Source organism: Xanthobacter luteus, from assembly GCF_040049235.1.
Taxonomy (GTDB): domain Bacteria; phylum Pseudomonadota; class Alphaproteobacteria; order Rhizobiales; family Xanthobacteraceae; genus Xanthobacter.
In genome coordinates this window covers 45,023-59,942 of record NZ_JBDZDO010000009.1, presented here as the reverse complement: position 1 = coordinate 59,942, position 14,920 = coordinate 45,023, and the positions used below count along the sequence as shown (strand labels likewise).

The following is a 14,920-nucleotide window of genomic DNA, read 5'->3' as shown; positions in this document are numbered from 1 at the left end:
CTTGGAGTACGATAGAACGGACGGTTCGTCGCGCCGGCCCGCTATCGTACTCCTCCTCTATTTCCAGGGCGGCCGGCGCGCGACCGGCCCCCTGAGACGTCCGCCCGCCGCGCGGGGTGGGACAGCCGGAGCAGGCATGGCGCAGGCCGTCGATTATTCGATGTTCGTGGCCAAAGGGGAGGATGGCCTTCCCCAGATGAGCCTTGCCGTCGACGGTATCGACTGCGCCGCCTGCATCGGCGACATCGAGAAGGGCGTCACGGCCTTGCCCGGCGTGCTGCGCGCCCGCCTCAATTATTCCACCCACCGCCTCACCGTCGCCTTCGAGGAGGGCGCCTCCCCCGCAGCGGTGGTGGGCCGGCTCGAGGCGCTCGGCTACCGCGCCCATCCGTTCGCCGGCCGCGCCGAGGAGAGCGAGGCGCGCCACGCCCAATGGCTGCTGCGCTGCCTCGGCGTGGCGGGCTTCGCGGCCATGAACATCATGCTGCTCTCGGTCTCGGTGTGGTCGGGCAACGTCACCGACATCACCCCCGAGACGCGCGACTTCTTCCACTGGCTCTCGGCGCTCATCGCGCTGCCGGCCGCGGCCTATGCCGGCCAGCCCTTCTTCCAGAGCGCGCTCAGGGCGCTGCGCACGCGCACGCTCAACATGGACGTGCCGATCTCCATCGGCGTCGTCCTGGCGCTCGGCATGAGCGTGGTGGAGACCGCGCTCAGCCAGGAGCACGCCTATTTCGACAGCGCCATCATGCTGCTGTTCTTCCTGCTGGCGGGCCGCTATCTCGACCACGAGGCGCGCCGGCGCACCCGCGCGGTGGCGGGCAACGTGGCGGCGCTGCGCGGCGACATGGCCCACCGCCTGGAGGCCGACGGCAGCCAGGTTCTGGTGCCGGTCCAGGCGCTCCAGCCGGGCGACCTGATCCTCGTCGCCCCCGGCGAGCGGGTCGGCGCCGACGGCGCGGTGGTGGCCGGCCGGTCCGCCGTCGACGAGGCGCTGGTGACGGGCGAGACGCTGCCGCGGGCGCTCGCCTACGGCGATCAGGTCTATGCCGGCAGCCTCAACGGCGCCGGCGCCGTCACCGTGCGGGTCACCGCCGGCGGCGAGAACACGCTGGTGGACGACGTGCAGCGCCTGCTCGACGGCGCGCTCGCCGCCAGGAACCGCTATGTGCGCCTCGCCGACCGGGTCTCGCGCCTCTATGCGCCGGTGGTCCACCTCACCGCGCTTCTCGCGGCGCTCGGCTGGCTGGCGTTCGGCGCCGGGGCGCACCAGGCGGTGCTGATCGCGGTGGCGGTGCTCATCATCACCTGCCCCTGCGCGCTCGCGCTCGCCGTGCCCGCGGTGCAGGTGACCGCCACGGGGCGCCTGTTCCGCGCCGGCCTGCTGGTGAATGCCGGCGACATGCTGGAGCGCCTCGCCGGGGTCGACACCGTGGTGTTCGACAAGACCGGCACGCTGACCTTGCCCGATCCCGCTTTGCGCCTTCCCGCCGGCGCGGACGTGGCGCTGCTGGGCCTCGCCGGCCGGCTCGCGAGCGCGAGCCGCCATCCGCTCGCCCGGGTGGTGGCGGCCCACGCGGACGGCCCGCCTCTGGCCGAGGTGCGCGAGGACAGCGGGGAGGGCGTGAGCGCCATGGTGGACGGCGTGGAGGCGCGGCTCGGCAGCCTGGCTTTCTGCCGCGCCACGGCGCCCGACGATCTGCCGCCCACCTGTTCGCTCATCGCCGTGCGGCATGGGGGGCGTGTCATGGTCATGGGCGTCGAGCAGGAGCTGCGCCCCGACGCTGGCCCGGTGGTGGCGGCGCTGGTGGCGCGCGGGCTCGACGTGCGGATCTTTTCCGGCGACCGGCCGGCGGCGGTGGCGCCGGTGGCCATCGCGCTCGGCATCGCGCACTGGGTGGCGGGCATGAAGCCCGCCGACAAGATCGCCGCCCTCGACGCGCTCAAGGCCGAGGGCCGCAGCGTGCTGATGGTGGGCGACGGCCTCAACGATGCCCCGGCGCTCGCCGCCGCCGCGGTTTCGCTCTCGCCCGTCACCGGCGCGGCGGTGACGCAGGCGCACGCGGACGCGGTGTTCCTCGGCCGGCGCCTCTCCCCGGTGCTCACGGCGCTGGACGGGGCGCGCGTCGCCTCGCGGCTCATGCGCCAGAACCTCGCGCTCGCCGTTCTCTACAACGTGATCGCGGTGCCGCTCGCCATCGCCGGCTTCGTGACGCCGCTGATCGCGGCGCTCGCCATGTCCGGCTCGTCCATCCTCGTCACGCTGAACGCCTTGCGCGCCGCGCGTCCGTCCCGCAAGGATGAGGCCGCCGCAACCACCGCCCTCGAGGAGGTGCCCGCTTGAACGTGCTCGTCTATCTCGTCCCGCTCGCGCTGCTGCTCGGCCTCGGCGGCCTCCTGGCCTTCCTGTGGAGCCTGAAGAGCGGCCAGTACGAGGACCTGGACGGGGCGGCGGTCCGCGTGCTGTCCGACGACGATCTCGCCCAATGAGACCGGCCGCCGGCGCCGCCGAGCCCCGCGCGGGCATGCTGGTCTGCGTGTGCGACCCGCTGCTCGACGCGCCGGCCAACGACAATGCCCGCGGCCCGGCGGGCACCCTGCCGCTGGCGCTCGGCTTCGCCTTCGCGGTGCTGGCGCAGACCGTGGCCTCCGCCGCGCTGCCGCTCGCCGGCGCCCAGCTGGCGCCGCGCGCGGCGCTGGCGACGCTGCCGTTCGCCGCCATGCTGCTCGGCGCCGCGCTGGCCTCGTTTCCCGCCTCGTTCCTGCGCGACGCGTTCGGCCGGCGCACCGGCTTCGCGCTCGGCGCCTCGCTCGGCATCGCCGGCGGCGTGCTCCTGGCGGTGGCGCTGATGCAGCGCCAGTTCGCCTGGGCCTGCCTCGGCGCGCTGTGGCTCGGCATGGCGCAGGGCTTCTCCTTCTTCTACCGGCACGAGGCGGCCGCCGCGTCCGGCCGGCCGGCCGCCGCCACCGCCGGGGTGCTGGCGGGCGGGCTGCTCGCCGCCCTCGCCGGGCCGACGCTCGCCGGGCTCGCCGAGGATCTCGTCGCCCCCTTCTTCCTGGTCGGCGCGGCGGGGCTCGCGGCGCTCGCCCACACCGCCTCGCTCGGCGTCGCGGTCAGCCTCGCGCCCGATCCGCTGCCGGTGTTCCGCGTCAAGCAGGCCGCGCCGCTCTCGGCCATCGTCCTGCCGACCGCGCTCGGCGCCCTCGCCTGGTTCGGCATGAACGCGGTGATGTCCGGCGCCCCGCTCGGCCTTGTCGGCTGCGGCATCGGCGAGGCGGCGGTATTCGGCTTCATCGCGCTGCACGTGGCCGCCATGTATGCGCCCGCCGTGCCGCTGGCGCTGATCGGCGACAAGGTGCCGCCGTTCGCGCTCGCCGGCCTCGGCGTGGCGCTGGTGGGGCTCGCCGTGCCGCTCGATCTCCTGAGGACGCCGGAGGCGATCACCGCCGCGCTGCTTCTGGTAGGGGCCGGCTGGTCGGTGGCGACGGTGGGGGCGACGTCCGCCATCTACAGCGCCGGGCCGCCGAGCCGCCTCGCTTTGGCGCTGCACGACGGCGGGCTGTTCCTGGCGGCCATTCTCGGCGCGCTCGCCGGCGCCGTCCTGGCCTGAGGCGGCCGGCCGGGACGGGCCGGGGGAGCGCGCACGCTAGGGGCGGCGATTCACCGGCGGCGGTTCCGGCTTTATGGTGCAGGCGATTCCCGGCGGCTCACGCCGCCGTCCGGATAAAGGCGCGCCATGTCCAATCCTTTTTCCCTGGCGGGGCAGACCGCCCTCGTCACCGGCTCGGCGGCGGGGCTCGGCTTCGAGATCGCCACCGCTCTGGCGCTCGCCGGCGCCCACGTGCTGGTCAACGGGCGTGATCAAAGCCGGCTCGATACCGCGGTCACCGCCATCATCCGCAAGGGCGGCCATGCCGAGCCCTTCCTCCTCGACGTGTTCGATGGCGCGGCGGTGACGGCCCGCATGGCGCAGGCGCCGGCGATCCATATCCTCGTGAACAATGCGGGGGCGCGCGACCGGCGCGGCTTCCTCGACATGGAGACGGACGATTTCCGCGCCTTGATCGAGCTCGATCTGATCGCTCCCGCGCACCTCACGCGCGAGGTGGCGCGCGCCATGGCCAAGCGGGGCCATGGCGGGCGCATCATCAACATCACCTCCATCGCCGGACCGCTCTCGCGGGCGGGGGACGCCGCCTACACCACGGCCAAAGGCGGGCTCGAGGCGCTGACGCGGGCGCTCGCGGCCGATCTCGGCCCGCACGGCATCACCGTGAACGCGGTGGCGCCGGGCTACTTCCTCACCGAGCCCAATGCGGAGCTCGCCCGCGACCAGGCGGTGGGCGAATGGCTCTCGCGCCGCACCTCGCTCGGGCGCTGGGGCAAGCCGCACGAGATCGCCGGGGCGGCGGTGTTCCTGGCTTCGCCGGCGGCGTCCTACGTCACCGGCCACGTCCTGGCGGTGGACGGGGGCTATCTCGCCCATTTCTGAGGCGCGGTCAGCGCGCCCAGAAGCGCGGCAGCACCAGCACCAGCACGGTGAGGATTTCGAGCCGCCCGAGCATCATGGTGAGGGTCAAGAGCCAGATGGCGGGATCCGGCAGGCCGGCGAAATTGGAGGAGGGCCCCACCACCGGGCCGAGCCCCGGCCCGACATTGGCGAGGCAGGCGATGGACGCCGAGAACGCGGTGACGATGTCCAGCCCCATGAGGTTGAGGCCGATTCCCACCGCCAGGAAGGTGAGGATGAAGAGGAACACGAAGCCCAGCACCGAGGACACCACGTCGTCCGACACCGGCGCGCCGCCATAGCGCACCGGGAACACGCCATTGCGGAACATGACGCGCTTGAGGTGCTGGCGGATCGCCTTGCCGGTGATGGCGATGCGCATCGCCTTCAGCCCACCGGAGGTGGAGCCGGTGCAGCCGCCGAGGAACATCACCACGAAGAAGATCGTGTCCGAGAGCGGACCCCAATTGGTGTAGTCCACCGCCATGAGGCCGGTGGTGGTGATGAGCGAGACCACCGTGAACAAAGCCCCGCGCAGCGCCGTCTCGCCCGCGGCGACGCCCTGGAACACCTGCTGGGCGAAGGAGAGCGCGGTGAAGATCGCGATCAGGCCGAGGAACACCCGCACCTCGGAATGGGTGATGAGGCGTCGCGTGTCGCCCGAAAGCGCGCGCACATAAAGCGGGAAGGGCAGGGCGCCGGCGATCATGAAGACGATCGCCACATAGTCCACCGCCGGGTTCTTGAACACGCTGAGCGAATAGTCGGAATTGGCGAAGCCGCCGGTGGACAGGGTGGACATGGCGAGCGTCACGGCGTCGAACAGGCCGAGCCCGGCGAGCGCGTAGCTGATGGCGCAGGCCAGCGTCAGCAGCAGATAGGCGATGAGCAGGCCCTTGGCGACCGCGCCGGCGCGCGGCAGGAACTTCTCCGACTTGTCGGACGATTCCATGCGGAACAGCTGCATTCCGCCGATCGAGAGCACCGGCAGCACCGCGATGGCGATGGCGATGATGCCGACGCCGCCGAACCAGTGCAGCAGCGCGCGCCACAACAGGATGCCGGGGGCCTGGGCGTCGAGGCCCGACATGGTGCTCGCCCCGGTGGTGGTGAGGCCGCTCATGGCCTCGAACACCGCCTTGGTGAAGGAGAGCTGCGAGGAGCCCCACATCAGCGGCAGCGCCGCGAACAGGGTCAGCACAACCCAGACGCTGGTGGTGAGGAAGAAGGCCTGGCGCAAATCGAGCTTCTGGACCTCGCGCTCGCGCCCCGACATCCACAGCAGCACGCCGACGAAGATCGTCACCGCGGCCGCGCCGATGAACGACTGGTGCCCGCCCGAGCGGCTGGCGAAGTCGACCAAGGCGGGCAGCAGCATGCTGCCGCCGAGGATGGCGAGCAGGATGCCGAGGATCGACGCCACCGGGCGCAGATTGAGCGTCGAGAGCGCCTGCGCCTCGACCGAGGGAATGCGCGCGGTGTGCATCTGGGCCCGCCCCCGGTCGGTCAGTTGAGCACGCGCCGCATGTCCGGCACGTCGAGCGAGAAGGCCGGCACCTCGATGGAGAATGCCTCTCCGGCCTCGGTGAGCATGTCGTAGCGTCCGCTCATGATGCCGGTGGCGGTGGTGAGCGGCACGCCGCTGGTATATTCGAATCGCCCGCCGGGCGGCAGCACCGGCTGCTCGCCCACGACGCCGGGCCCGTGCACCTCCTCGGTGCGTCCGTTGGCGTCGGTGATGATCCAGTGGCGCGCCTTGAGCTGCACCGTCTCGGACCCGAGATTGATCACCTCGATGGTATAGGCCCAGAAATAGCGCCCCTGGTCCGGCTCCGAGCGCTCGGCCACGTAGCGCGGCGTCGCGGTCACCTGGATCTGGCGCGTTGTCGACCGATACATCCCCGCTCTGTCCCCTGCCTCGCGGGCGCAGGACCCGCGTGCCGACAGTGAACCGGCCGGCGCCCGGGTGCAATATGCGCCGCGCCCCACGCCGGCCGCGCCGGGCCATCCGTGCCCGCCGCCGGCCGGGCGCGCGCCTCAGATCGCCGCGATCGCGCGCCTCAGATCGCCGCGATCGCGCGCCTCAGATTGCGGCGATCGCGGACCTGAGGTCGTCGATCAGATCGTCCGGGTGCTCGAGCCCCACCGAGAGGCGCAGCAGGCCGTCGGATATCCCCATGTCGGCCCGCGCCTCGGGGGTGAATCGCTGGTGGGTGGTGGTGGCGGGGTGAGTGAGCAGGCTCTTGGCGTCGCCGAGATTGTTGGAGATGCGGATCAGCCTGAGCGCGTTGGCGAAGCGGAACGCGCCCGCTTTGCCGCCGTCCACCACGAAGGTCACCAGCGTGCCGCCGCCCGACATCTGCTTGCGGGCGAGGGCCGCCTGGGGATGGTCGGTGCGGCCGGGATAGATCACCCGCGCCACCTTGGCTTCGCTGGCCAGCGCGTCGGCGATCTTGCCGGCGCTCGCCTGCATGCGCTCGACCCGCAGCGCCAGGGTTTCCAGGCCCTTCAGCATCACCCAGGCGTTGAACGGCGAGATCGAGGGGCCGGTCTGGCGCAGGAAGGTCTGCAAATGGTCGGTGACGAACTGCTGGGAGGACAAAATCACGCCGCCGAGGCAGCGGCCCTGGCCGTCGATGTGCTTGGTGGTGGAATAGACCACCACGTCCGCTCCGAGCGCGAACGGATGCTGCAGCAGCGGCGTGGCGAACACGTTGTCCACCACCAGACGGGCGCCCGCCTGGTGGGCGATCTGCGCCACCGCGGCGATGTCGATGATCTCCAGCGTCGGGTTGGTGGGGCTCTCGAGGAACAGCACCTTGGTGTTGGGCCTCACCCCCGCGCGCCAGGCGGCCAGGTCGGTGCCGTCCACCAGCGTCGTCGCGACCCCGAAGCGCGGCAGGAAGTCCTCGATGATCCAGCGGCACGAGCCGAACAGCGCGCGGGCGGCCAGCACATGATCGCCGGCGCTCAGCTGGCACAGGAGCGCCGCGTTCACCGCCGCCATGCCGGAGGCCGTGGCGCGCGCCGCCTCCGCCCCTTCGAGCAGCGCCATGCGCTCCTCGAACATGGCGGTGGTGGGGTTGGAATAGCGCGAATAGACGAAGCCCGGATCCTCGCCCTTGAAGCGCGCCTCGCAGGCCTCGGCATTGTCGTAGACGAAGCCCTGGGTGAGGAACAGCGCCTCGGAGGTCTCCCCGAACGGCGAACGGGTGGTGCCGCCGTGCACCAGGCGGGTCTCCGGATGGAGCGCCGCGGGGTCCTTGGGGACGAAGTTTGATGGGGATTTCGGCGCCGACATGTCTGCCTCCGGGGCAGGCCGGGATCGGGGGCGGTATGCGAGGCTTGCGCGCGACCTCAAAGTCGCGGCAGATGCCGTCCGCCGCACCGCTCGTCCCGGCCTTTTAGCTCAAGTTGTTTAACGTGGCTGCAAGCCGGCCGGCCCAAATTCACCACGAACGGGATCGAGATAAGGCGGCGGCAACCTTGGCGTCAAGGGATTTGTTCGTTAGACCGAACGAACGGGACCGGGAAAACGGATAGGGGGCGAGCGTGGCCGAGCTTTCCAAGCCTGGGATTCTTCCGGCCGAGGCCATTGCGGCACTCGTCGCGGCAGGCGGCATCAGCGCCAAGCGCGGGATTGATCCGGAGCAGATCCAGCCGGCGAGCCTTGATTTGCGGCTCGGCCGCACCGCTTGGCGCATCCGCGCGAGCTTCCTGCCGGGCGCCGGGCGCACCGTGAAGGAGCGCTTGGCGGAGCTGGCGCTGCACGAGCTGGACCTCGCCTCGGGCGCGGTGCTGGAGACTGGCTGCGTCTACCTCGTCAAGCTGTTCGAGCAGCTGAAGCTGCCCTTCGACCTCGCGGCGGCGGCCAATCCCAAGAGCTCCACCGGCCGGCTCGACGTGTTCGTGCGCGTCATCACCGACGGCGCGCGCGCCTTCGACACCATCCCGGCGGGCTATGGCGGCCCGCTCTATCTCGAAATCTCGCCGCGCACCTTCCCGATCCTGGTGCGCACCGGTTCGCGCCTGTCCCAGGTGCGCTTCCGCCGGGGCGTCGCGCGCCTCTCCGACCTCGAGCTGCTCAACCTGCAGGCGAGCGACCGGCTGGTGAATGCGGCCTCCCCCGACGTGGCCGCGGGAGGGATCGCGCTGGGGGTCGACCTCGCAGGCGAGGCGCTCTCCGGTTTCCAGGGCTTCCGCGCCAAGCGCCATACCGGCGTCGTCGACGTGGATCAGCCCGGCCGGCTCGACGTGGAGGATTTCTGGGAGCCGATCCGGGTGCGGCGCGAGGGCGGCAGCCCGAGCCTCGTGCTCGATCCCGACGCCTTCTACATTCTCGCCTCCCGCGAGGCGGTGCACGTGCCGCCGGACTATGCGGCCGAGATGGTGCCCTTCGACCCGCTGGTGGGGGAGTTCCGCGTGCATTATGCGGGCTTCTTCGATCCCGGCTTCGGCAGCGCGGCGGCGGGTGGGGTGGGCGCGCGGGCGGTGCTGGAGGTGCGCTCGCGCGAGGTGCCCTTCATCCTGGAGCACGGCCAGACCGTCGGCCGCCTGGTCTACGAGCGCATGGCCGGCCGGCCGGAGCGGCTCTACGGCGTCGACCTCAAGTCCCATTACCAGGGGCAGGGGCTGAAGCTCTCCAAGCACTTCAAGCCGTTCGCCGCGCCCGACGGCGGGGCGTGATCCGCCCGGCGCGGACGCCGGGCGGCGGGGCTGATCCTCAGAGCTGCTCGAGGCAGGCGGCGGCGGCCTCGGCGGCGGGGCGGGCCGAGCCGAGCGACAGGCTGCCGGAGGACACCAGGCCGCGCACCGTCTCGGTCACGAAGCCGCGCTTGTCCCCGGCGGCGGCGAAGCCCGGGGCGGTCGCCTGGTAGACGGTCTTCGCCGACGCATCGAGGCCGGCGGCGCACTTGTCGGCCGCCGCTTTGTCGGCCTGCGCCGGGGCGGCCATTGCGAACGCGGCGAGGGCGAGCAGCGTCGCGGTGATCCTGATCTTCATGGGTGTGACTCCTTGGGGGGCTTTGGTGCCTCGGGACGCCATGGCGCCTGTTTCAGGGCCAGCGGCGAATCCGCCTCTCTTTCATAGGACAGGCGATTGGCCGATCATATGGATTCGCCAGGCGGCTCCATATGGTCGGGTCGCGTTCTAGCGCACGCCGACGCGGTTCACCGGGCCGCCGAGATTGGCGGGGCTGCGCACGACGCCGACGCCGGGAGCGCCGACGCCGGGGGCGCAGCCGACAGGATAGCCCGGACGGGTGCAATAGACCGCCGCGCGGGCGGCCGGCGCCACCGGACGGACGACGCAGCCCTTGGGCACGCCGACGGTCTTGCAATAGACCACCGCATTGGCCGGCAGCGGCGCCGCGCCAAGGAACAGGACGGCTGCCGCGCCGGCCAGTGCGAGATGTGCGATCTTGGTCATGGCTTCCTCCTTCTTGGCGCCAAGCTGCGCCGAAGCCCGTCTCCCGCGTCGAACCCACCCGCGGAGCGGGCGAAGCGGGGTCTTGAATCAACTCTGAGATGCCTTCGCCGGCCCGTTCGAGCCGATCCGGCCGCGGTCCGCCATTAGTACGCCGAATTTGCGCAGCCAATGGCGAACATTTGCTGTATCTGCCGCTACGCCACTCCCGCGCGGACGCATCCGCCGCTAGAATGGACCGCGATGAGAGCAGCGGCCCCGCCGCCAGAACGCGCAGAACGGACCGAGCGGCATGCCCCCCCAGTCCACCGCCGGGGCCATTCTCGCCCCATTGACCGCCGCAACCGAAGGGTTGCCGCACTGGCTCGCGGCCGGCGCGGGGCCGCAGGCCTGCGCGGCGGTCAAGGCCCATCCCGGCTTTCCGCAGGCCATGCACGCCGCGGCGCAGGGCATCGTCGACGCCTTCGACAACCATCCGCTGCTGAACCGCGTGCTCAACGATCGCGGGCGCATGATCTTCAGCTTCCTCGCCTTCTATCTCGACGCGCTGCCGGAGGGCGGAGGGATCACGGCGGCGCGCATGACCGCCTTGTGCCAGGCCACCGGCCTGTGCAGCCACGGGCGCACCAAGGCGCTGCTCGCGCTGATGCGCTGGAGCGGCTATCTCGCCCCCGCCCAGGGCAAGGGCGATCGCCGCGAGCGCCCTCTTGCGCCCACCGCGCGCATGTGGACCTCCTTCCGCGGGCGCTGGCGCATGCACTTTTGCGCCATGCGGCCGCTTGGCGGGGCGGCCGCGGACGCCCTCGAAGGGCTCGACGACCCATTGTTCTGCCGCGCCCTGGTGCTGGCCATCGGCGAAGGCTTCCGGCACGGCTTCCGGGTGCTGGACGGCGCCCCGGCGCTCGCCCCCTTCGCCGACCGCGATGGCGGGATGATGGTGTTCTTCGCGCTGCTGGTGGCGCAGGCGGGAAGGCCGCTCACGGTGGCGGAACTGGCCCGCCGATTCCATGTCTCGCGCACCCATGTGCTCCAGATCCTGCGGGACGCCATGGTGGCCGGGCTCGTGGCGCGGGCGCCCGGCCAGCAAGGCGAGCATCAGGGCTACGGGCTGACCGGGGCCGGGAGCGACGCGCTCGCCGACTTTTTCGCCACCTCGTTCGCCCTGCTCGACTGCACGGCGGCGCGCGCGGCCGCCGACCGCGCCAAGGCGCTGGCGGAGGCTGCGCCTGCCAACTGATCGGGGGGCCGCCTCGATTGCGGGGCCGCAGCCCTCAGGGCCGGGCCGTCCGGGCCGCGCCGTGGCCGACCGCGAGCGCCGCCTCGCGGTTCCAGGGCGCCTGGTCGCTCAGCGCGACGCGCAATTCGGCCAGCGGGCGCAGCACCGCGTCCGAGTACGCCAGGTAGTCAGCCACCAGCGGTAGCGCCTTCTCCACCTCGGGGTCATCGGCCAACGCGAGCACCATGGAGACCGCCGCCTCCACCGCGGGCGCCGCCGCGGCGCCCTGGCCGGCGCTCGCCTCGCCGAGCGCCTGGGCGAAGGCGTCGAGCGTGCGCGAGCGCGCGGTCTCGGCCAGGGTGACCACCTCCTCCTGCGGCGCCGCCGAAGCGAGGCGCTGGGTCACGTCCTCCAGCAGCGCGAGATAGGTCATCAGCACGTCGAGGGTGGAGGCGATGTTCACGACGTCCCCGGCGGAATGGCCGAACACCTGCTCCGCGCCGAGCTGCGGCACGCGCAGGTCCAAGAGCCGCACCTCGCGCGCCAGCGGCGCCATGCTGATCCGTTCCCCCTGCTGCGCCCGCGGCCACCAGCTGGCGAAGCTGTGGCGGCAGCGCTTCAGCAGCGCGCGCACCTCGGGCCGGAACTGGTCGGTGAGATAGACCGGCAGCACCGCATAGGACACCGCGAGCGCGATCCCGGCGCCGATCATGGTCTCGTAGATGCGCGCGAGCATGCCCTCGGGCCCGAGCCCCGCGATCAGGTGCAGGCCAAGGATCACCGAAAAGCCGACCGCGGCCGAGGCGACGTCGTAGCGGTCCTTCTGGGTGACGATGGCGATCATCTGGCCGAACACGCACAGCGCCGCGAGCAGCCAGATGTGGGCGTCGAACATCAGGAACAGGGCCATGCCCAGCGCCACGCCGACGAGCGTGCCCACGGTGCGGTAGCGCACCCGCATGAAGGTCTCGCCGACGCTGTTGCCGAGCACGAACATCACCGTCAAGGTGGCCCAATAGGCGTGCTCCAGGTTGAAAGCGAGGTCGAGGGCGGTGGTGATGGCGGTGGCGATGAGGCCCTGGCACGCCACCTTCAGCGGCGCCGAGAATGCGGTTCGGCCGTCGGCCGCCCGCACCAGCAGCGGCACCGGCGCGGGCGGCGGCGGCAGGTCGCCCTCTTCGTGCGGCGCGGGGAAGGGGGCGGTCTCCTGCGCAGCGATGCCGGTGACCACCAGCGCGAGCCGCTCGAAGGCGGTCACCGCCCGCAGCAGGGCGAAGCGCGCCGCCGGCTCGAGGCGGGTGTCGAAAGCCGCCTCCCTGAGCTCCTCGATGGCGCGCTCGAAGCGTTCCTCCGCCTTGTCGTCGACGCGCTCCAGCACCTCGAGGCGGCGGGCGATGTGGTCGGCGGCGTTGGCGAACGGGCCGCGCCAGTCGGGGGTGTTGCGGCTGGAGGAGGGGATGCAGCTCGCCAGCAGCAGGACCGCCACCCGCAGGCGGTAGATCTTGGCCCTGAGATGCTCGAAATCCATGCGCGCGCCGGGGTCCTCGGCGGAGGCGTTGGCGAGCGCGTTCCAGACCCGCGCCCGCGCCGCGCCCGCCTGCGGTCCGAGATCGGCGGGGAACGGGCGTTCGGCCCGCACCGCTTCCGACATCTCGCGCAGATAGGCGGCGAGCAGTTCCTCGACCTGGTGGGCGGAATGGACGAACGCCTTCACCGCCGAGGGGCGCCACGGCGAGAGCCGCAGCGCGACCATCACCGCCGCCCCCTGGCAGAAAGCGAGCAGGAAATAGAGCGCCTGGGCGCGGGTCGGCGCGAGGATGGTGCTGACCGTCGCGACGACGATGAGCGAGAGGCCGAGCCGCTGGCCGTCCATGCCGGAGCGGCGCAGGACCAGAGCGAAGAAGGAGAGCGGCACCAGAAGCAGCTTCTGCACCACCGCGTTGGCCGGCCCCTCGCCGGGGCCGACCGCGATCACCACCAGGAGGAAGGCCATGGCGAGCGCGAAGATACGCCCCATGGTGCGCGCCTCGGTGCGCCGGCTCGCGGCCGGGGTGAAGGTGAGCAGCACCAGCGCGCCCGCCCCCGCCATCAGCGGGAAGGGGACGTCGAGGCCGAGCGCGAAGGCGCGGGAGGTGGTGTAGCCGAGGGTGATGACGACGACGAACGCCACCGCCAGCTGCAGCGCGCGGGTGGTGTCGATGCCGCCGGGATCGTGGATCGAGAGCCAGCGGGCGATCCGGCCGGCATAGGGCCCACCGGGCGGCGCTTCGCTGGTGCCGGGGACGGGGGCGTTGGGCTCGGTCATGAGGTGCACGCTCGGGCTCTGGCCGGACGGCGCACCAAGTCATGCTTCGCGCGAGGTGTCCAGGGGGGGGGCCTGCGGCGTGCATTGATGCCTGTACCGCCGGGGGACTATATCCACCCCCGGATCACGCGCGGCACCATGCCGGCAGGGGAGGCGGGTACATGGGGGCTGAGACGGCGGCGCGCGTGTCGGAGCTCTATGCGGCGATGGTGGCGGCGGGCGAGATCTCCCCCGATCCCGCCCAGGCCGAGGTGGTCGCGGCCTTTGCCCGGCTGGAGCTGGATCTGCGCCAGAGGGCCATGGCGCAGAAGTCCTCGGCGCTCGGCTGGCTGTTCCACCGCCGCGCGCCCGAGCCGCCCAAGGGCCTCTACATCTTTGGCAAAGTCGGCCGGGGCAAGACCATGCTCATGGACCTGTTCTTCTCGGCGCTGCCGGCGAAGGGCAAGCGGCGCGCCCATTTCCACGAATTCATGGGCGACGTGCACGAGCGCATCTTCAGGGAGCGCGAGGCGCAGAAGAAGGGCGAGCGCAAGACCGCCGACCCCATCGCCCCGGTGGCCGCCCAGCTCGCCGACGAGGCGAAGGTGCTGTGCTTCGACGAGTTCCATGTCACCGACATCGCCGACGCCATGATCCTCGGCCGGCTGTTCGAGAAGCTGTTCGCCGACGGCGTGGTGGTGGTGGCGACCTCCAACGTCGCCCCCGACGACCTCTATGCCGGCGGGCTGAACCGCGCTTTGTTCGTGCCCTTCATCGGCATGATCAAGCAGCGCATGGAGGTGCTGAGCCTGCAATCGCGCACCGACTACCGCATGGAGAAGCTGGAGGGCGTCTCGGTCTGGCACACCCCGCTCGGCGCCCAGGCGGACGCGGCGGTGGATGCCGCCTGGAAGCGGCTCGCCGGGCCGGCGGGGGGCGTGCCGAGCGAGATCCTGCTCAAGGGCCGCCACCTCGCCATTCCCGCCATGGCCGCCGGCACGGCGCGGTTCTCGTTCGCGAACCTGTGCGAGGCGCCGCTCGGCCCGAACCCGGACTATCTTGCTCTGGCGCGCATGTTCCACACCATCGTGCTGGAGCACATCCCGATCATGGGGCCGGACCAGCGCAACGAGGCCAAGCGCTTCATCTCGCTCATCGACACGCTCTACGACGCCAATGTGAAGCTCATCGCCTCGGCCGCTGCCGAGCCGGACGGGCTCTATCTCGGCACCGAGGGGGCGGAGGCGTTCGAGTTCTCGCGCACCATCTCGCGCCTCCACGAGATGCGCTCCGACGAGTATCTGGCGAAGCCGCACGGACGGAGCGATTCGGCGGCCTCCGGCGACACCACGGGACTTGTCGAAACGTAAGGAGGCTCAAGGCCCTTCGCCGCAAATGGCCTTTGATCCCGGGCGCCAGAGGTGCCAGCATCGGCCATCGCTCGGGGTGGGGAGGCGAAGGCATGCGCGGCGGGATCTTGAGTG

13 protein-coding genes and 1 riboswitch are annotated in these 14,920 nt (G+C 71.8%); of the genes, 7 read left to right on the top strand and 6 right to left on the bottom strand.

Annotated features, from left to right (window positions below):
* Positions 1-136 precede the first annotated feature (136 nt).
* The 4 genes from ABLE88_RS22420 to ABLE88_RS22405 all read left to right on the top strand — a co-directional run bounded on the left by ABLE88_RS22420 (position 137) and on the right by ABLE88_RS22405 (position 4,493).
* A complete protein-coding gene (locus ABLE88_RS22420; protein ID WP_348834049.1) occupies positions 137-2,344 on the top strand; it encodes a heavy metal translocating P-type ATPase in 2,208 nt (735 codons plus the stop codon).
* Positions 2,341-2,490, top strand: coding sequence for a cbb3-type cytochrome oxidase assembly protein CcoS (ccoS, locus tag ABLE88_RS22415; protein WP_348834048.1), 150 nt, complete (start codon positions 2,341-2,343; stop codon positions 2,488-2,490). The genes ABLE88_RS22420 and ccoS overlap by 4 nt, the downstream gene beginning before the upstream one ends.
* Complete coding sequence (locus tag ABLE88_RS22410) at positions 2,487-3,611, top strand: MFS transporter (RefSeq protein ID WP_348834047.1); 1,125 nt, start codon at positions 2,487-2,489, stop codon at positions 3,609-3,611. Before ccoS ends, ABLE88_RS22410 begins: the two co-directional genes overlap by 4 nt.
* A 126-nt stretch (positions 3,612-3,737) precedes the next feature.
* Entirely contained in the window at positions 3,738-4,493 is a 756-nt protein-coding gene (locus tag ABLE88_RS22405; protein WP_348834045.1) for an SDR family oxidoreductase, read from the top strand.
* 7 nt (positions 4,494-4,500) lie between these two features.
* Here the strand turns inward: ABLE88_RS22405 and ABLE88_RS22400 are convergent, their stop codons facing one another.
* The 3 genes from ABLE88_RS22400 to ABLE88_RS22390 form a co-directional block, all read right to left on the bottom strand.
* Positions 4,501-5,997, bottom strand: coding sequence for a TrkH family potassium uptake protein (locus tag ABLE88_RS22400; protein WP_348834044.1), 1,497 nt, complete (start codon positions 5,995-5,997; stop codon positions 4,501-4,503).
* A 20-nt stretch (positions 5,998-6,017) separates the two neighbouring features.
* A complete protein-coding gene (gene apaG, locus ABLE88_RS22395; RefSeq protein ID WP_348834043.1) occupies positions 6,018-6,410 on the bottom strand; it encodes a Co2+/Mg2+ efflux facilitator ApaG/CorD in 393 nt (130 codons plus the stop codon).
* A 184-nt stretch (positions 6,411-6,594) separates the two neighbouring features.
* Positions 6,595-7,812, bottom strand: coding sequence for an O-succinylhomoserine sulfhydrylase (locus ABLE88_RS22390; RefSeq protein ID WP_348834042.1), 1,218 nt, complete (start codon positions 7,810-7,812; stop codon positions 6,595-6,597).
* Positions 7,813-7,895: 83 nt separating this feature from the next.
* Positions 7,896-7,977: riboswitch (SAM riboswitch) on the bottom strand.
* 86 nt (positions 7,978-8,063) lie between these two features.
* Between ABLE88_RS22390 and ABLE88_RS22385 the strand changes: the two genes are divergently transcribed.
* Positions 8,064-9,197, top strand: coding sequence for a 2'-deoxycytidine 5'-triphosphate deaminase (locus tag ABLE88_RS22385; protein ID WP_348834040.1), 1,134 nt, complete (start codon positions 8,064-8,066; stop codon positions 9,195-9,197).
* 37 nt (positions 9,198-9,234) lie between these two features.
* On the opposite strand, the gene ABLE88_RS22380 is transcribed toward ABLE88_RS22385, so the two are convergent.
* Positions 9,235-9,513, bottom strand: coding sequence for a hypothetical protein (locus tag ABLE88_RS22380; protein WP_348834039.1), 279 nt, complete (start codon positions 9,511-9,513; stop codon positions 9,235-9,237).
* 147 nt (positions 9,514-9,660) lie between these two features.
* Complete coding sequence (locus ABLE88_RS22375) at positions 9,661-9,939, bottom strand: hypothetical protein (RefSeq protein WP_348834038.1); 279 nt, start codon at positions 9,937-9,939, stop codon at positions 9,661-9,663.
* A 289-nt stretch (positions 9,940-10,228) separates the two neighbouring features.
* Between ABLE88_RS22375 and ABLE88_RS22370 the strand changes: the two genes are divergently transcribed.
* Entirely contained in the window at positions 10,229-11,173 is a 945-nt protein-coding gene (locus ABLE88_RS22370) for a hypothetical protein (protein WP_348834037.1), read from the top strand.
* A gap of 34 nt (positions 11,174-11,207) precedes the next feature.
* On the opposite strand, the gene ABLE88_RS22365 is transcribed toward ABLE88_RS22370, so the two are convergent.
* A complete protein-coding gene (locus ABLE88_RS22365; RefSeq protein WP_348834036.1) occupies positions 11,208-13,457 on the bottom strand; it encodes an FUSC family protein in 2,250 nt (749 codons plus the stop codon).
* 161 nt (positions 13,458-13,618) lie between these two features.
* On the opposite strand from ABLE88_RS22365, the gene zapE reads away from it, so the two are divergent.
* Positions 13,619-14,806 carry a cell division protein ZapE gene (gene zapE, locus ABLE88_RS22360; RefSeq protein WP_348834034.1) on the top strand — a complete coding sequence of 396 codons (1,188 nt, stop codon included), beginning with the start codon at positions 13,619-13,621 and terminating at the stop codon, positions 14,804-14,806.
* The last annotated feature ends 114 nt before the right edge of the window (positions 14,807-14,920 follow it).